17 protein-coding genes are annotated in these 13,280 nt (G+C 63.3%); 10 read left to right on the top strand and 7 right to left on the bottom strand.

Annotation, left to right across the window (positions count from 1 at the left end):
- Position 1 precedes the first annotated feature (1 nt).
- The 6 genes from M1L53_RS12950 to M1L53_RS12925 all read left to right on the top strand — a co-directional run bounded on the left by M1L53_RS12950 (position 2) and on the right by M1L53_RS12925 (position 4,018).
- On the top strand, positions 2-265 hold the full coding sequence (locus M1L53_RS12950; protein WP_003942079.1) for a hypothetical protein: 264 nt from the start codon (positions 2-4) through the stop codon (positions 263-265).
- Positions 266-319: 54 nt separating this feature from the next.
- Positions 320-655: a DUF3349 domain-containing protein gene (locus M1L53_RS12945; protein ID WP_003941853.1), complete on the top strand. Its 336-nt coding sequence runs from the start codon at positions 320-322 to the stop codon at positions 653-655.
- A 4-nt stretch (positions 656-659) separates the two neighbouring features.
- Positions 660-962, top strand: coding sequence for a DUF3349 domain-containing protein (locus tag M1L53_RS12940; RefSeq protein ID WP_003941976.1), 303 nt, complete (start codon positions 660-662; stop codon positions 960-962).
- Positions 959-2,098 (top strand): o-succinylbenzoate--CoA ligase, encoded by a 1,140-nt coding sequence (gene menE, locus M1L53_RS12935; RefSeq protein WP_054187849.1) that lies wholly within the window; start codon positions 959-961, stop codon positions 2,096-2,098. Before M1L53_RS12940 ends, menE begins: the two co-directional genes overlap by 4 nt.
- An 88-nt stretch (positions 2,099-2,186) precedes the next feature.
- Entirely contained in the window at positions 2,187-3,194 is a 1,008-nt protein-coding gene (locus M1L53_RS12930; protein ID WP_003941960.1) for a daunorubicin resistance protein DrrA family ABC transporter ATP-binding protein, read from the top strand.
- Positions 3,191-4,018, top strand: a complete 828-nt coding sequence (locus tag M1L53_RS12925) for an ABC transporter permease (RefSeq protein ID WP_003941848.1) — start codon at positions 3,191-3,193, stop codon at positions 4,016-4,018. Before M1L53_RS12930 ends, M1L53_RS12925 begins: the two co-directional genes overlap by 4 nt.
- A gap of 21 nt (positions 4,019-4,039) precedes the next feature.
- Here the strand turns inward: M1L53_RS12925 and M1L53_RS12920 are convergent, their stop codons facing one another.
- Positions 4,040-7,288: a BTAD domain-containing putative transcriptional regulator gene (locus tag M1L53_RS12920; protein WP_054187823.1), complete on the bottom strand. Its 3,249-nt coding sequence runs from the start codon at positions 7,286-7,288 to the stop codon at positions 4,040-4,042.
- Between the two features lie 49 nt (positions 7,289-7,337).
- On the opposite strand from M1L53_RS12920, the gene M1L53_RS12915 reads away from it, so the two are divergent.
- Positions 7,338-8,207, top strand: a complete 870-nt coding sequence (locus tag M1L53_RS12915; protein ID WP_007728497.1) for a 1,4-dihydroxy-2-naphthoate polyprenyltransferase — start codon at positions 7,338-7,340, stop codon at positions 8,205-8,207.
- 12 nt (positions 8,208-8,219) lie between these two features.
- Here the strand turns inward: M1L53_RS12915 and M1L53_RS12910 are convergent, their stop codons facing one another.
- The 4 genes from M1L53_RS12910 to M1L53_RS12895 are packed head-to-tail and all read right to left on the bottom strand — an operon-like array spanning position 8,220 to position 10,264.
- Complete coding sequence (locus M1L53_RS12910) at positions 8,220-8,600, bottom strand: phage holin family protein (protein ID WP_003941998.1); 381 nt, start codon at positions 8,598-8,600, stop codon at positions 8,220-8,222.
- Positions 8,601-8,648: 48 nt separating this feature from the next.
- Positions 8,649-9,215 (bottom strand): Clp protease N-terminal domain-containing protein, encoded by a 567-nt coding sequence (locus M1L53_RS12905; protein ID WP_054187824.1) that lies wholly within the window; start codon positions 9,213-9,215, stop codon positions 8,649-8,651.
- Between the two features lie 5 nt (positions 9,216-9,220).
- Complete coding sequence (locus M1L53_RS12900) at positions 9,221-9,472, bottom strand: HTH domain-containing protein (protein WP_003941869.1); 252 nt, start codon at positions 9,470-9,472, stop codon at positions 9,221-9,223.
- A 54-nt stretch (positions 9,473-9,526) separates the two neighbouring features.
- Positions 9,527-10,264 carry a 1-acyl-sn-glycerol-3-phosphate acyltransferase gene (locus tag M1L53_RS12895; protein ID WP_003941959.1) on the bottom strand — a complete coding sequence of 246 codons (738 nt, stop codon included), beginning with the start codon at positions 10,262-10,264 and terminating at the stop codon, positions 9,527-9,529.
- Between the two features lie 122 nt (positions 10,265-10,386).
- On the opposite strand from M1L53_RS12895, the gene M1L53_RS12890 reads away from it, so the two are divergent.
- Positions 10,387-11,010, top strand: a complete 624-nt coding sequence (locus M1L53_RS12890; RefSeq protein ID WP_054187825.1) for a GNAT family N-acetyltransferase — start codon at positions 10,387-10,389, stop codon at positions 11,008-11,010.
- Here M1L53_RS12890 and M1L53_RS12885 read toward each other — a convergent pair.
- Both M1L53_RS12885 and M1L53_RS12880 read right to left on the bottom strand, forming a co-directional pair.
- Complete coding sequence (locus tag M1L53_RS12885; protein WP_003941980.1) at positions 10,908-12,011, bottom strand: PLP-dependent cysteine synthase family protein; 1,104 nt, start codon at positions 12,009-12,011, stop codon at positions 10,908-10,910. The genes M1L53_RS12890 and M1L53_RS12885 overlap by 103 nt on opposite strands.
- Positions 12,008-12,310, bottom strand: coding sequence for a DUF4229 domain-containing protein (locus tag M1L53_RS12880; RefSeq protein WP_232319040.1), 303 nt, complete (start codon positions 12,308-12,310; stop codon positions 12,008-12,010). The genes M1L53_RS12885 and M1L53_RS12880 overlap by 4 nt, the downstream gene beginning before the upstream one ends.
- A gap of 375 nt (positions 12,311-12,685) precedes the next feature.
- On the opposite strand from M1L53_RS12880, the gene M1L53_RS12875 reads away from it, so the two are divergent.
- Both M1L53_RS12875 and M1L53_RS12870 read left to right on the top strand, forming a co-directional pair.
- Positions 12,686-12,898, top strand: a complete 213-nt coding sequence (locus M1L53_RS12875; RefSeq protein ID WP_003942029.1) for a BldC family transcriptional regulator — start codon at positions 12,686-12,688, stop codon at positions 12,896-12,898.
- A gap of 165 nt (positions 12,899-13,063) precedes the next feature.
- The gene (locus tag M1L53_RS12870) at positions 13,064-13,270 is read left to right on the top strand and encodes a hypothetical protein (RefSeq protein WP_003941996.1); all 207 of its coding nucleotides are present in this window, start codon (positions 13,064-13,066) and stop codon (positions 13,268-13,270) included.
- The last annotated feature ends 10 nt before the right edge of the window (positions 13,271-13,280 follow it).

Below are 13,280 nucleotides of genomic sequence, written 5' to 3'. Positions count from 1 at the left end.
AATGCATCTACTCACCGATACCCTCGATTCGCTCTGGCAGGTAGTGGCAGTCGGACTGCTCTTCGGAGCCGGACTGCCGGCGATCTTCGCCTTCGGCCTCAAGTCGCTGAGTCTGCCGAACGCCGACGGCACCGAAGGACCGTCCACCCTGGGTAAAATGGGTGCGTACCTCTGTTTTGCGGTCGTGCTCGTCACGATCTTCGCCGGAATACTGTTGTTGATGAAGAACTTCTTGGCCAGCACGTTCGGAATCCACGTCTTCTGAGTGGTCGTCGCGGCACACCACTGAAACCACCGAAACGAAAATGAGGCCGAGGATTTGAGCAAGTATTCATTGCGCAGCGTGCTCGACTGGCTGCGTGCCGGGTATCCCGAGGGCATCCCGGACAAGGATCATTTTGCGCTGCTCGCCGTTCTCCGTCGTCGTCTGACGGACGAGGAGATCGAGCAGGTCGTTTCGATGTCCATCGAGTCGGCACACGAAGTTCCGGACCGCCATGTCGACTACGACACCATCCGCGCCATCATCGAGGGAATCCTCAACGAGGAGCCGTCCGAGGACGACGTCGATCGTGTCACCGAAAGGCTGCGCGCAGGTGGGTGGCCGGTCATCGAAGACGTGGACACCGACAACGAAGTTCGAGACGTGAGCTGACGTCATGGCCCTTCCGCCCTTCCTCACGTCGATAGTCGGCTGGTTGCGGGCCGGCTATCCCAATGGCGTCCCCGAGCAGGACTACATCCCACTTTTCGCGCTCCTCACTCGCAGACTCTCCGAAACCGAGGTCGACGCCGTCGCCGACGCGTTGATCGAGGACGGCGATCTGCCCATCGAGAAGACCGACATCCAGGTCCTCATCACGAAGATCACCAACGAGATGCCACTCGAAACCGACGTCGACCGCGTACGAAGCCATCTGGCTGCCGGTGGTTGGCCGCTGGCTGGACCGGACGTCCGGTGAACGTTCTTCGCACACTGGCCGTTCCACAGGGTGAGGCGGTCTTCGAGGTACTGCCTGCCATCGCGCAGATCCTGGACGGCGTGCACGACGCCGTGCTTCCCGTCCCGGCGGCCGACGCACGCGAGACGGCCCGACTGAGCGACGCTCTGCACCCCGATCAGCCCATCGACGACGGCATCTCGCTGGTGGTCGCCACGTCGGGGACCACCGGAACCCCGAAGGGCGCGATGCTCACCGCGAGCGCACTGCGAGCCAGCGGCGACGCGACCCACGAACGCCTCGGCGGCACCGGATCCTGGTTACTGGTTCTCCCCCCGCACCACATCGCCGGGATGCAAGTTCTGTTGCGCAGTGTCCTCGCCGGAACACAACCGGTGATCGTCGACGTCAGTGCGGGTTTCGACCCTGCCGCATTGCCGGGCGCTGTCGCCGCGATGAGCGGACCGCGCCGCTACACCTCGTTGGTGCCGACGCAGTTGGTCAAGGCACTCGGTGATCGCGCCGCGGTCGAGGCTCTGGCTTCGCTCGACGCGGTTCTGCTCGGCGGCGCTGCTACTCCCGCACCGGTACTCGCGCAGGCCACCGAAGCGGGCATCACCGTCGTCCGCACCTACGGGATGAGCGAAACGTCCGGCGGTTGCGTCTACGACGGAATCCCGTTGTCCGGAGCGCAGATTCGTATCGACGACGGGCGAGTACTGCTAGGCGGTCCGATGCTCGCGTCCGGGTACCGCGGGCTTCCCGACCACCCTGCCTTCGCCGAACCCGGATGGTTCCGGACCGACGACGCCGGAGCTGTGGTCGACGGGGTCCTGCGCATCAGCGGCCGGTTGGACGAGGCAATCTCCACCGGTGGGCTGACCGTCGTACCGCAGGTGGTCGAGGCCGCGCTGGCCGATCACCCCGCCGTGCGCGAGTGCGCGGTGATCGGCATCAAGGACCCGCGGCTGGGGCAGCGGGTGGTGGCCGTCGTCGTACCCGAGGGCGAAGCTCCGACGCTCGACGAACTACGCGCACATGCTCAGCGGACACTCGACGTCACCGCGGCGCCGCGGGAACTCTTCGTCCTGGACGCGCTCCCCCTGCGCGGACCGGGCAAGCTCGACCGCGCCGCCCTGGTAGCGCGGTTCAGCTAGCAGCCGCAGCACCGACCTCGCGCGCTGTGCAAGTAACCGCAAGTTCCACGCAAGGTCCATGCAAGATCGGTCTGCCAAGCTTCATCCCATGAACCACACAGCTTCGCCTCTTGCCATCGAGGCCGACGGACTCGTCAAGAAGTTCGGCGAGCACCGCGCGGTCGACGGCGTCAGCCTCACCGTCCCCACCGGCTCGGTGTTCGGCGTCCTCGGGCCGAACGGCGCCGGCAAGACCACCACCGTCCGCATGCTCGCCACTCTCCTTCGCCCCGACGGCGGTGAGGCGCGCATCTTCGGCCACGACGTCAGCCGTGAACCCACCGCGGTCCGATCCCTGATCGGCGTCACCGGTCAGTACGCCTCCGTCGACGAGGATCTGACGGCGACCGAGAACCTCGTGATCTTCTCGCGGTTGCTCGGCCTGAGCCGCCGCGATGCGCGCACCAAGTCCCTGGAACTCCTCGAGGAGTTCGATCTGGTCGAGGCCGCGACCAAACCGCTGAAGAACTTCTCCGGCGGCATGCGTCGACGCCTGGATCTGGCGGCAAGCCTGATCGCGCGCCCGCCGCTGCTGTTTCTCGACGAGCCCACCACCGGCCTCGATCCGCGCACCCGCGCCCAGATGTGGGTGACCATCCGGCGACTCGTCGCCGAGGGTTCGACGGTGTTGCTCACCACGCAGTACCTCGACGAAGCCGATCAACTGGCCGATCGCATCGCGGTGATCGACCGCGGCCGCGTGATCGCCAACGGCACCGCCGACGAACTCAAGGCTTCGGTCGGGATCTCCTCGCTCCAACTCAAGCTGGTCGATCGTGATCGCACCGAGGAGGCTCGCTCGCTCATCGCCGCTGCGCTGAGCGTCGAGGTGGGTGTCACTCCCGAGGTCGGGCGGATCACCGCACCACTGAGCGACCCGTCGATCACGGCGGACCTGTTGATCCGTCTGCGTGAGCAAGGTATCGCCGTCGACGAGATCAACGTACAGAAACCCAGCCTGGACGAAGTGTTCCTGACCATCACCGGGCACCAGCCCGAAGACGGTGGTCGCAACGATGCCCAGTCCGACAACGACTCCGATCGGAGCGTCGCATGACAACCACCCTCACCAAACCCCGGTCGCCGATAGCCCAGCCGGATGCCGCACCCCGCCGCATCAGCCTGCAGCAGAGCTTCGCGAACACGTTCACGATGGCGTACCGCGGAATTCTCAAGATCAAGCACAACCCCGAGCAACTGTTCGACGTCGTCATCCAGCCGATCATCTTCACGTTGATGTTCACCTACATCTTCGGCGGCGCGATCGCCGGTGACGTGACGGCATATCTGCCGACGATCATCCCCGGCATCCTCGTCCAAACCGTCATCACCGGTTCCATCGTCACGGGCACGCAGCTTCGTGAGGACATGGACAAGGGCGTGTTCGACCGCTTCAAGTCCCTTCCCATCGCTCGTATCGCCCCGCTGTCCGGTGCATTGCTCGCCGACGTCGTGCGCTACGGCATCGCCACGACCATCACGTTCATCGTCGGTTTCGCGATGGGTTACCGCCCCGCAGGCGGCGTGGTCGGCATTCTGTCTGCCGCGATCCTGGTCATGGTGTGCGCCTTCTCCATCAGCTGGATCTTCGCTCTCATGGGCGTGCTGATGAACAAAGCGTCCACGGTGCAGGGTGTTTCGATGCTCGTGCTGTTCCCGCTGACGTTCCTGTCGAATGCGTTCGTCGATCCTGCCACCATGCCGAGTTGGCTTCAGAAGTTCGTGAACGTCAATCCGGTCTCACACCTGGTGACCGCGGTTCGCGAGCTGGCCAACGACGGCCACTTCGGTATCCACGTCGTGTGGTCGCTGGTGGGCGCCGCGGTGATCGTTGCCGTCATGGCACCTTTGACCGTGCGGATGTACATGCGCAAGACATAAGTCCCGCACCATCGTCCAGACCTAGTCCAGCACCGGTCCGCGAAGCGCAGCCAACACTGCTTCGCGGACCGCTCTGCGTGAGTAACCCGATACCTTCTCGGTTTCCACAGACCACCTGTCGGCTCCGACCAGACCAACCGCGAAGTCGGAGAGGCGCGCGTGATGGAGCGAGACGAAGTCTTGTCTCCCCGGCATTTTCAACGACAAAGCCATCAGTTCGACTCCGCGTTCGATGTTGCCCGTGACAAGATCGAACGACCCGATCGCCGACGCCAACGAACCCGCGAGCGGCAGGTCCGCGTAACCGTTGGGATCGAGCTTGAGAGCACTCGACTCCTTCATCTGCAGAACGCGGCCCGCCACCAGTTCGTGCCGGCCGTGAACTGCGTGAGCGCACACAGCCGCGGCACCGAGCAGAACGACGAAGGGATCACCGAAGATGTTCTCGATCGCAGAACCCAACAGCTCCAGCGCTTCTCGATACCGAGCCAAGCCCTCGTCGATACGGCCGTCCGCGAGATCCGCCTCGGCGATACTCGCTATGAGCGCCGCGCGCCGTTGATCGGTTTCGATGGCCCCGGTCCCACCCGAATGCGCCAATGCCGGACGTGCACGATCGAGAAGCACCCGACCACCAGCGGTGTCACCGGCCGCGATCATTGCTCCGGCTTGAAAGCAGATGAGCTGCATCGCCTCGTCACGCGCACCGAGGCGTTCCATCGACGCCGCCGCGATCGCGTAGAACTCGATGGCCTCGCCATAGCGGGCGGATTGGCTGTGAACCGACCCGACATGTTGGGCCGCCATCGCCAGACCCCACTCGTCACCGATGCTGGTGGCGTAGTCGAACAGAGTCTCCCCGTCCAGCAACGCACCGCGCAGATCTCCGATGTTCTCCCGCATGTTCGAACGCGCGGACAGCGCCGCCATTCGGGTCTCGGGATCGGAACTGCGAACGCCTTCGGCCACCAACCGCGCAAGTTTGTGGTTGGCGATCCCACTCGTGGTCAGCTTGATCAGAAATGCGAACAACGGACCGAGATCATCGCGCTCACGCAACAGCTTTCGAAGTCGGATCCGCGCACGGGCATGGTTTCGATCGGCCTCTCCGAAGAAGAGATGCATCGCCACCAGGATGAACGTAGCGCCCACCAGTTCTGCATTCACGTCGCGCAGATCGTTGTCCGCGGTCGCCCCGACGATCTTCGACGCCCAGTTCGAGATTTCCGAGTTCGATCCTCGTACGGCCCACAGAATCGCGAGGACGGGAAAGACGTTGGCTACGGTCACCGCGTCGCCGCGTTCCACGGCCCAGCGAAGTACAGCCAGAAGGTTGTCGTGCTCGGCATCGAGGTCGGCAATCAGACGGAGCTGATCCGTCCGTGCACGCACGACGGCATCCTCGGCGATCGCAATCGCCCAGTCGTCGAGGCGCCGAATCACTTCCGGTCCCTCCCCGGACGCGGCGAGTTGCTCCTCGCCGTATTCACGGACAGTCTCGAGCATGTAGTACCGAAGATCTCCCTGCCCGTCGCTGACGGAAAGAAGTGACTGATTCACCAGCGCTTCGACGGCACTTGCCACATCGGTCAACTCGCCCCACCCGGCAACGGCCTGCGCCGAAGAAAGGGTGAAGCCGGCCGGGAATCGGCACAATCGACGCAACGCAATCTGATCCCCGCTGCCCAACAGATTCCAGCTCCAGTCGATCACCGCGTGCAGGGTGCGATGCCGATCCGGAGACGTCGGATCATCGGAGCGCAACAACGCGAACCTGTCTCGCAGTCTCGAACCGATTTCGTCGACGCTCATGGTGCGGACCCGCGCGGCAGCGAGCTCGATCGCCAGCGGGAGTCCGTCGAGCGTCGTACACAGCTTGACTACCGCGTCGACGTCCAGATGAACGGAGGGCCGCACCGCACGGGCTCTCGCCGAGAAGAGTTCGACTGCCGAGCCGCTTCCGTCGTCGATCGCCAACGGCGGCAACGGGTACACCGCCTCGGCACTGATCATGAGCGGAGAACGACTGGTGGTCAGAACCGTCAGCTGACGACCGGCCGCGATCATCTCGGCCACGATCTCCGAACACGCGCCGATCACGTGCTCACAATTGTCGAGGATGAGCAACATCGGACCGGCGGACAGCGCCTCTTTGAGTCGCTCTCTCGCCGAATGCGTTCGGCCGACGGTCAATTTGCCTGGCGCCAGATCGGATTCGCTGATTCCGAGGGTGCCTCCGATGGCCGCGATGACATCTTCGCTGCTACGCAACGACGCCAACTCCACGAGGACCACCGAGACGCCCGGCTGGTTCACGGATCCGCGCAGGCCCAATTCGTGTGCGAGACGGGTCTTTCCGGCGCCACCAGGTCCGAGAATGGTGACGACGCGGGAGCGGGCGAGCAAGGATTCGATCTGGTCGATGTCGTTGTCGCGACCGAGCAAGGTGTTGGGGGCAGCGCGCAGACCGATCGCACGGGCGGCCCGCGGTGTAGCCGCAGGTGCCCCGAGAAGTTCCGCGTTGAGAGTCACCAGTGCGGGTGACGGATCAGCGCCCAGGCGATTGGCGAGGTGGTTGCGGAACTCCGCGAACACTTCGAGTGCCTCGTTGACTCGGCCTGCTCCGGCGAGCGCACGCATCAACGCCTCGGCCGCTGTGTCGTCGAATGGGCTCGCCAGATGGCGTCCGCGCACCAGGGGAATGGCTGCCGCGTACTCCCCCAATGTGAGCAACGCGTCGATCTGCGCCGTCTCCAGTTCGTCGTACACCCGGCCTGCGTCGAGCGCCAGACGATCTGCAACGTCGCCGACGACGTCACTCCCGGGGGTACCGCGCCACAGGCGCAATGACGCGGTCGTGACTGCGAGCGCTTCGGACGCGTCGGCGCCGACGGTGCGCAGACCACGGGCGGCGTCCGCTGCCCTGGCCAGGTCGACACGCTCCCGAGCGAGAGTGAGCCGGTATCCGGCCGCCGTGACTTCGAGGGCCCCGTCCGGGAGTGCAGATCGCAGGCGCGAGACCTGAGTGTGGAGGGCGTTCATCGGTGAGCGCGGCGGCTCCAGCCCCCAGACGTCGTCGATCAGGCTCTGCGCGGTACGTGGCTCACCCGGATTGCGAGCCAGCGCAACCAGCAGAGTTCGAGCTCGCGGACCCGGCAACGGAACCAGACGATCGCCCACTTTGGTCGAAACGGGTCCGAGCAAGGCAATGTCTGCCAGGTCTTCGCCCGACTGCGCGTACCTGGCGCGCTCACTCACGTCTCGAGTCATGTGCTGATCCACCGCGTTCGATCGTATTGCACAGTGCAAAGATCGTTGTATGGCAACAGCTGCTCAATGGATCGAAGGCGCGAGGCCGCGCACACTCCCGAACGCGATTGCGCCCGTGCTGGTCGGCACCGGAGCCGCGGCGTCCCTGGACCTCGCAGTGTGGTGGAAGGCGCTCCTGGCACTGATCGTCTCCTTGGCCTTGATCGTCGGGGTGAATTTCGCGAACGACTACTCCGACGGAATCCGCGGAACGGACGACGACCGCGTCGGGCCACTGCGCTTGGTCGGATCGAAGTTGGTCAGTCCCGGAGCCGTGAAGGCCGCGGCGATCAGCTGCTTCACCGTTGCCGCGGTAGCCGGGTTCGTTCTGGCGGCGACCACAGCCTGGTGGCTGGTTGCGGTCGGCGTGTTCTGCATCATCGGTGCCTGGTTCTACACCGGCGGCAAGAAGCCTTACGGATACAGCGGGTTCGGCGAGATCGCCGTGTTCATCTTCTTCGGACTGATTGCAGTGCTGGGAACTCAGTTCGTACAGGCCGAGCGGGTGGATCTGGCCGGGCTGGCCGGCGCGATCGCCATCGGCTCGTTCTCGAGCGCGGTGCTCGTTGCCAACAATCTTCGAGACATCCCGACCGACACCGAGTCCGGAAAGATCACTCTCGCAGTCCGGCTCGGCGACGCCAGGACACGCACGCTGCACGTGATCCTGCTGGCCGTCCCGTTCGTCGCGACCCTGCTGCTGATCCTGCGTACTCCGTGGGCATTGCTCGGATTGCTGGCGTTGCCACTGGCAATCCGAGCCAACGCCCCACTGCGTTCGGGCGGGCAGGGTATGGCCCTGATCCCCGCGTTGCGCGACACCGGACTCGCCATGCTCGTCTGGGGTGCCGCGACCGCAGTTGCGCTCAGTCTCGCCTGAAAGTCGACGGACTCAACGGTTGTCCGGGACGAACGCGCTGAGCAGGAAGTTCACGATCGAGATGATCAGCGCGCCCCAGACTGCCGTCCAGAAGCCGTCGACCGTCAAGCCGTAGGACGTTCCGGACGAGATCCACGCCGTCAGCATCAGCATGAGGGCGTTGATCACGAGCGTGAACAATCCGAGAGTCAGGATGAGCAGCGGTAGCGAGAGAAGCTGCACTACCGGCTTGATGAACGCGTTGACCACCGTGAAGATCAAAGCGATCACCGCGATCACGAGAACCGTGCCCCAGGTGCCGTTGTCGTGGTTGGCGATCGTGATGCCGGTGACCCACGCCGACGCCAGCCAGATGGCTATGCCGTTGATGATGAGACGTGCCAGAAATGTCATGTCTGAATGCTGGCACATCCCTCCCGTGCATGCGGAACCGTGCCGAATCTAGGCCGCGCGATTCATCTTCGCTTCCAACCGCTCACGGATCACCGACATCGTGACCTGCGTTTCGAGGGCCTGACGGGTAGGCCCGTCGGCGACACGCAGGATGCCGAGCAGGATGTGTTCGGCGCCGATGCGATTGTCCTTGTGCGCGAGCGCTTCACGGAGCGAGAGTTCCAACACCTTCTTGGAGTCCTTCTCGAATCGTGAACGAGGGAACCCGAATCGGCTCTTGCGAGAAGTGTCGACGCCGTCCGGCACAGGAGTCTCGTCCAGCACACCTTCGCCGAAGGACTGCTCGAGACTCTCCCGAACCGCATCGAGATCGATGCCGATCGACTTGAGTATCTCGGCGTCGTCGTCGAGATTGTTCGAGCTACCTTCGTTCGAGCCGGCGCCGGCACGGTGGATCACGTCGAGCGTGACACCAGACTCGGTGAGCACCTCGGTGGCGATGCCCCGATCAGAGGTGAGCAGCGCGGTCAGAAGTTCCATCGGCGTGACCGGACCGGATCCGGCGACAGCATCGACAACGACGCCGCGAGCCTGTGCGGAGAACCTTTCGAACATGGCAATTACCTGCCCTTCTCGCGCAGTGAACGCAGCATCGATTCCGACTGCGCGGACGCGTATTTCTTGTGGACGGCTTGACGGCTGACCTCGAGAGCTTCCGCGATCGCCTGCCAGGACCATCCGTGACGGCGCGCATTGGCGACCTGAATGGCCTCGAGTTTTTCGAGTAGACGACGCAGCGCTCGAACAGCACGCAATCCCTCGGTGGGATCCGGGCTACCAGCGGCAGCAGCGAGAGAGGTTGCTTCGGTCATGATGTCAATTTAGGTTGACAACCGGAATCTGTCAACCAAAATTGACAGGCGCGCCTAGTATCCGGCGACGGCCCCGTTCACTGCCACCTGCAAATCCGCCTGCACAGTTCGGGCGATATCCATCGGCTTGTCCGGAAGTTCGGTCACCGGCATTCCGACAAAGACACTCGCAGCCTTGACGTCGCCGGCCACCGGACCGTAGTTGATGCCGATCGACACCAGAGCCGGTGAGCATCCCAACTTCTCGGCGCGCGCGACGATGTGGCCGATTCCGCTGTTGACGTGCTGCAGCCGCGTCGGATCTTCGGTGTTGCACGTCCCTTCCGGGAAAATCGCCAGACAGTCCCCGTTGCCCAGCCGCTCGGCCGCGACGTCCATCATCACTCGGCCGGCATCCGAAACAGCCCGGAGGCCGTAGTTCTTGCTGCGAAAAACCGGGATGCTGCCCATCATGTCGACCTTCTTGCGCTGTGAAGGATCAACGAAGAGTTCGTCTTTGGCGAGGACCCGGGTCCGTCCGATCACTCGACGCAACGGAGTACGCCACGCGGTCGCGGCGAGCGTGAACTGGTCGCTCTCGGTCAGATGATTGACTGCCACGACCAACTGCGTCTTACGTTCCAGCAGAGTCTTCAGCGCAGCTTCCGCACCCGGCGCGTACCTCACTCGCGGGCGGTACTTCAGCGCCAATGCGGCATAAGCGAGCTTCGCCACAAATCGGTTCTGCTGATGACTGCGGTAGTACTCGTACACAGCCTCGTAATTGTCGAGTGAAACTTCAGGATTGCCCATGATCCGCCCTCGCTGGAGAAGTGCCCCTTGACCAAACGATACACAACCTACGGTTGCGTAGGTTTGCGTTACAGAAGGCGTAGCGCTGGGAGAAACTCCACTCTCGAGGTAAAACGGTTTCTGTGATCCGCTCGGCCATATCCACCGACCTACCCGCACTGCAACAGATCGAGATCGCCGCGGGCGAACCGTTCCGAGACATCGGGATGGACGCCATCGCAGACGATCCACCGCCGACGCTCGACGAGTTGAACGATTTTCTCGCAGCCGAGCACATCTGGGTTCAGACCGACGCGAACGACGTGCCCGTTGCGTACGCACTCGTCGAGATCGTGGACGGCGGCGCGCATATCGAACAGGTCTCCGTTCACCCCGATCATGCCCGGAAAGGCCTCGGAGCCCAGCTGATCGACGCCGTCACCGAATGGGCGGCGGACCATCACCACGATCTCGTGACTCTGACGACGTTCGTCGACGTTCCGTGGAACGCGCCGTACTACGAGCGCCTCGGGTTCGTGCGCCTGGCCGAGAACACGCTCTCCCCCGGCCTGATACGCATCAGAACGGACGAGCAGTCGTCCGGGTTGGACGCCTGGCCGCGCGTGACGATGAGCCGCCCGTCACACGGTCCGGCGCCGGCGATTCAGGAACTGGCCGTCCACGCACCCGAACGGACGAACTCGTCCAGCACTGTCGTCGGGCCGAGCAGGTCGATCCCTTCCGAAGCCACCCATTCGTCGTTGTAATACGTGCCTGAGTAACGCTCTCCGCCGTCGCACAGGAGGGTGACGACGCTGCCGCTGCGCCCGGCCGCCATCATTTCGGCAATCAACGCAAAAGCTCCCCACAGGTTCGTCCCCGTCGAGCCGCCCACTTTGCGCCCCAGGGCTGCGCTGGCATGCCGGGCAGCCGCGATCGAGCCTGCGTCCGGCACCTTGATCATTCGGTCGACCACCTGACCGACAAAAGACGGTTCGACGCGCGGACGGCCGATGCCCTCGATCCGGGAACCTCGCGTACCGACGATCGACGGATCGCTCGCTCGCCACGCGTCGAAAAACACGGAGTGCTCCGGGTCCACCACGCACAGCCCCGTGTCGAATTTCCGGTAACGAAGAAAGCGGCCGATCGTGGCACCGGTTCCGCCCGTCCCGGCTCCGACGACCACCCAGTCGGGAATCGGATGTTCCTCGTGTTCGAGCTGAGTGAAGATCGATTCGGCGATGTTGTTGTTTCCGCGCCAATCCGTCGCGCGCTCGGCGTGGGTGAACTGGTCCATGTAGTGACCGTTCAACTCACTCGCGAGCCGATGCGATTCCGAGTAGATCGACGACGGATCGCTCACGAAATGACAACGTCCCCCCTGCGCCTCGATCAACGCGATCTTGGCGGGACTCGTGCTCGCGGGCATCACCGCGACAAAATCCAGGCCCAGCAACTTCGCGAAATACGCCTCGCTGACAGCCGTCGATCCGGACGACGCTTCGATGACAGTGGTCTCTTCGGTAACCCAGCCGTTGCAGATCGCGTAGAGGAAAAGCGACCGTGCGAGTCGATGCTTGAGACTCCCCGTGATGTGGGTCGACTCGTCCTTCAGATAAAGCTGGACGGTCCAGTTACTCGGCAGCGGATAGCGCAGCAGGTGAGTGTCCGCGCTGCGTTGCGCGTCGGCTTCGATCAACCGCACCGCGTTGTCGACCCACTGGCGTGAGGTCCGACGGTCGACGTCGAGCGACCCCGTGGTCACCGCCCGTCTCCGCGCAGCTTGGAGCGAAGATCGTCACGATCGGACCGACGCTGGGCGTCGACCGCCGCAATGCCCGCATTGACACGCTTGCGCAGTTTCGCGAAGAGCAGCAACGACAGCGGCAGCGCGATCAGAACTGCGAACAGCGCCGCGACGATCAAGGGAACGTCCGTGCCGGCGAGCTTTCCGCCACCGATGATGACGGCACCGATCACGACGACAAGCAGCAGCCGAGCGACCGAGTACAGCACCACGTCGCGGGCTAGTTGACCCTTGGTCACCGGCCCGGAAGGCGACATTGCTTGCCCAGAGTTTGCGGAAGGTTTACTGGCCTTGACCGGCTCAGAAGGAACATTTTCGGGGTTTTCAGACAACTGACTCACCCTCTCAGGTTACCCATTCCGAATACAGGTGGGACCGAGCCCGCTATATCCATTTTGTCCTTTACTTAAACATTACTTTTTCTTGAAAGATCGACTACCCGGCTATATCTGTGCAAACATTGCGCTACCACTCAGAAAACGGTCGAATGTGAGCGAAGGACTTCGAAACAAACTCGACGCAGGTTTTTGGCAACTGGTCGACACACCGGTTCGGAACCAAAGTTCGGAATCACTGCTCGGTTCGGAATCACTGTTCGTCAAACGTTCGACATCAACATGGAGGACCTCACAATGAGCGCACCAACCTTCAATACCGCCGCAGACGCACTCATGACGCCCGGACAGGTAGCGGCATTGTTTCATGTCGATCCCAAGACCGTGACCCGCTGGGCACACGCAGGACGACTGGGCTCGCTTCGCACGCCAGGAGGACATCGTCGATTCCGTGAGACCGAGGTCATGCAGCTTCTGCGCTCGCTGACCACCGAAGCAGACAACAACTGAGCAACTTCAGCTCACTTCGAAGCACTTTGCGGTACCCGAGAGATCTTGCAGTACCCGACAGATACAGCACTAGCGCACTGAGCCGAAACGCTTGTCCGCACCACTTCTGGTGAAGCGGGGCGGAGACTGAGTAGGCTCGACTTCAGTTCCCTGAGGAGGTGCGCCGTGTTGTATCTGTTGGCGTTGGTGGGTTTGGTGACATTGATCGTTCTGATGTGGAAGGCATTTGGGCCCGATCCGTCGACGCGCACCCCGGTGAGCGGTGTACGCGGGCCGGATGACGATCCCGAATTCCTGTGGAATGTGAACCAGCAAACACGACGCAAGCGCACGGAAGGTCCGGACGTACCGCCGACTGACGCGTCGACGTAGCGTCCGGGCT

It is taken from the genome of Rhodococcus sp. T9N, from assembly GCF_024436645.1.
Lineage (GTDB): Bacteria > Actinomycetota > Actinomycetes > Mycobacteriales > Mycobacteriaceae > Rhodococcus_F > Rhodococcus_F qingshengii.
This window is presented reverse-complemented; position numbering and strand designations above follow the sequence as displayed.

Excerpts from the sequence above, each read along its gene's own strand:
- M1L53_RS12880 (WP_232319040.1), bottom strand. The coding sequence starts at position 12,310 with ATGTCGCCTTCCGGGCCGGTGACCAAGGGTCAACTAGCCCGCGACGTG.
- M1L53_RS12940 (WP_003941976.1), top strand. The coding sequence starts at position 660 with ATGGCCCTTCCGCCCTTCCTCACGTCGATAGTCGGCTGGTTGCGGGCC.
- M1L53_RS12920 (WP_054187823.1), bottom strand. The coding sequence starts at position 7,288 with ATGACTCGAGACGTGAGTGAGCGCGCCAGGTACGCGCAGTCGGGCGAA.
- M1L53_RS12915 (WP_007728497.1), top strand. The coding sequence starts at position 7,338 with ATGGCAACAGCTGCTCAATGGATCGAAGGCGCGAGGCCGCGCACACTC.
- M1L53_RS12875 (WP_003942029.1), top strand. The coding sequence starts at position 12,686 with ATGAGCGCACCAACCTTCAATACCGCCGCAGACGCACTCATGACGCCC.
- M1L53_RS12900 (WP_003941869.1), bottom strand. The coding sequence starts at position 9,472 with ATGACCGAAGCAACCTCTCTCGCTGCTGCCGCTGGTAGCCCGGATCCC.
- M1L53_RS12895 (WP_003941959.1), bottom strand. The coding sequence starts at position 10,264 with ATGGGCAATCCTGAAGTTTCACTCGACAATTACGAGGCTGTGTACGAG.
- M1L53_RS12910 (WP_003941998.1), bottom strand. The coding sequence starts at position 8,600 with ATGACATTTCTGGCACGTCTCATCATCAACGGCATAGCCATCTGGCTG.
- M1L53_RS12950 (WP_003942079.1), top strand. The coding sequence starts at position 2 with ATGCATCTACTCACCGATACCCTCGATTCGCTCTGGCAGGTAGTGGCA.
- M1L53_RS12930 (WP_003941960.1), top strand. The coding sequence starts at position 2,187 with ATGAACCACACAGCTTCGCCTCTTGCCATCGAGGCCGACGGACTCGTC.
- M1L53_RS12925 (WP_003941848.1), top strand. The coding sequence starts at position 3,191 with ATGACAACCACCCTCACCAAACCCCGGTCGCCGATAGCCCAGCCGGAT.
- M1L53_RS12905 (WP_054187824.1), bottom strand. The coding sequence starts at position 9,215 with ATGTTCGAAAGGTTCTCCGCACAGGCTCGCGGCGTCGTTGTCGATGCT.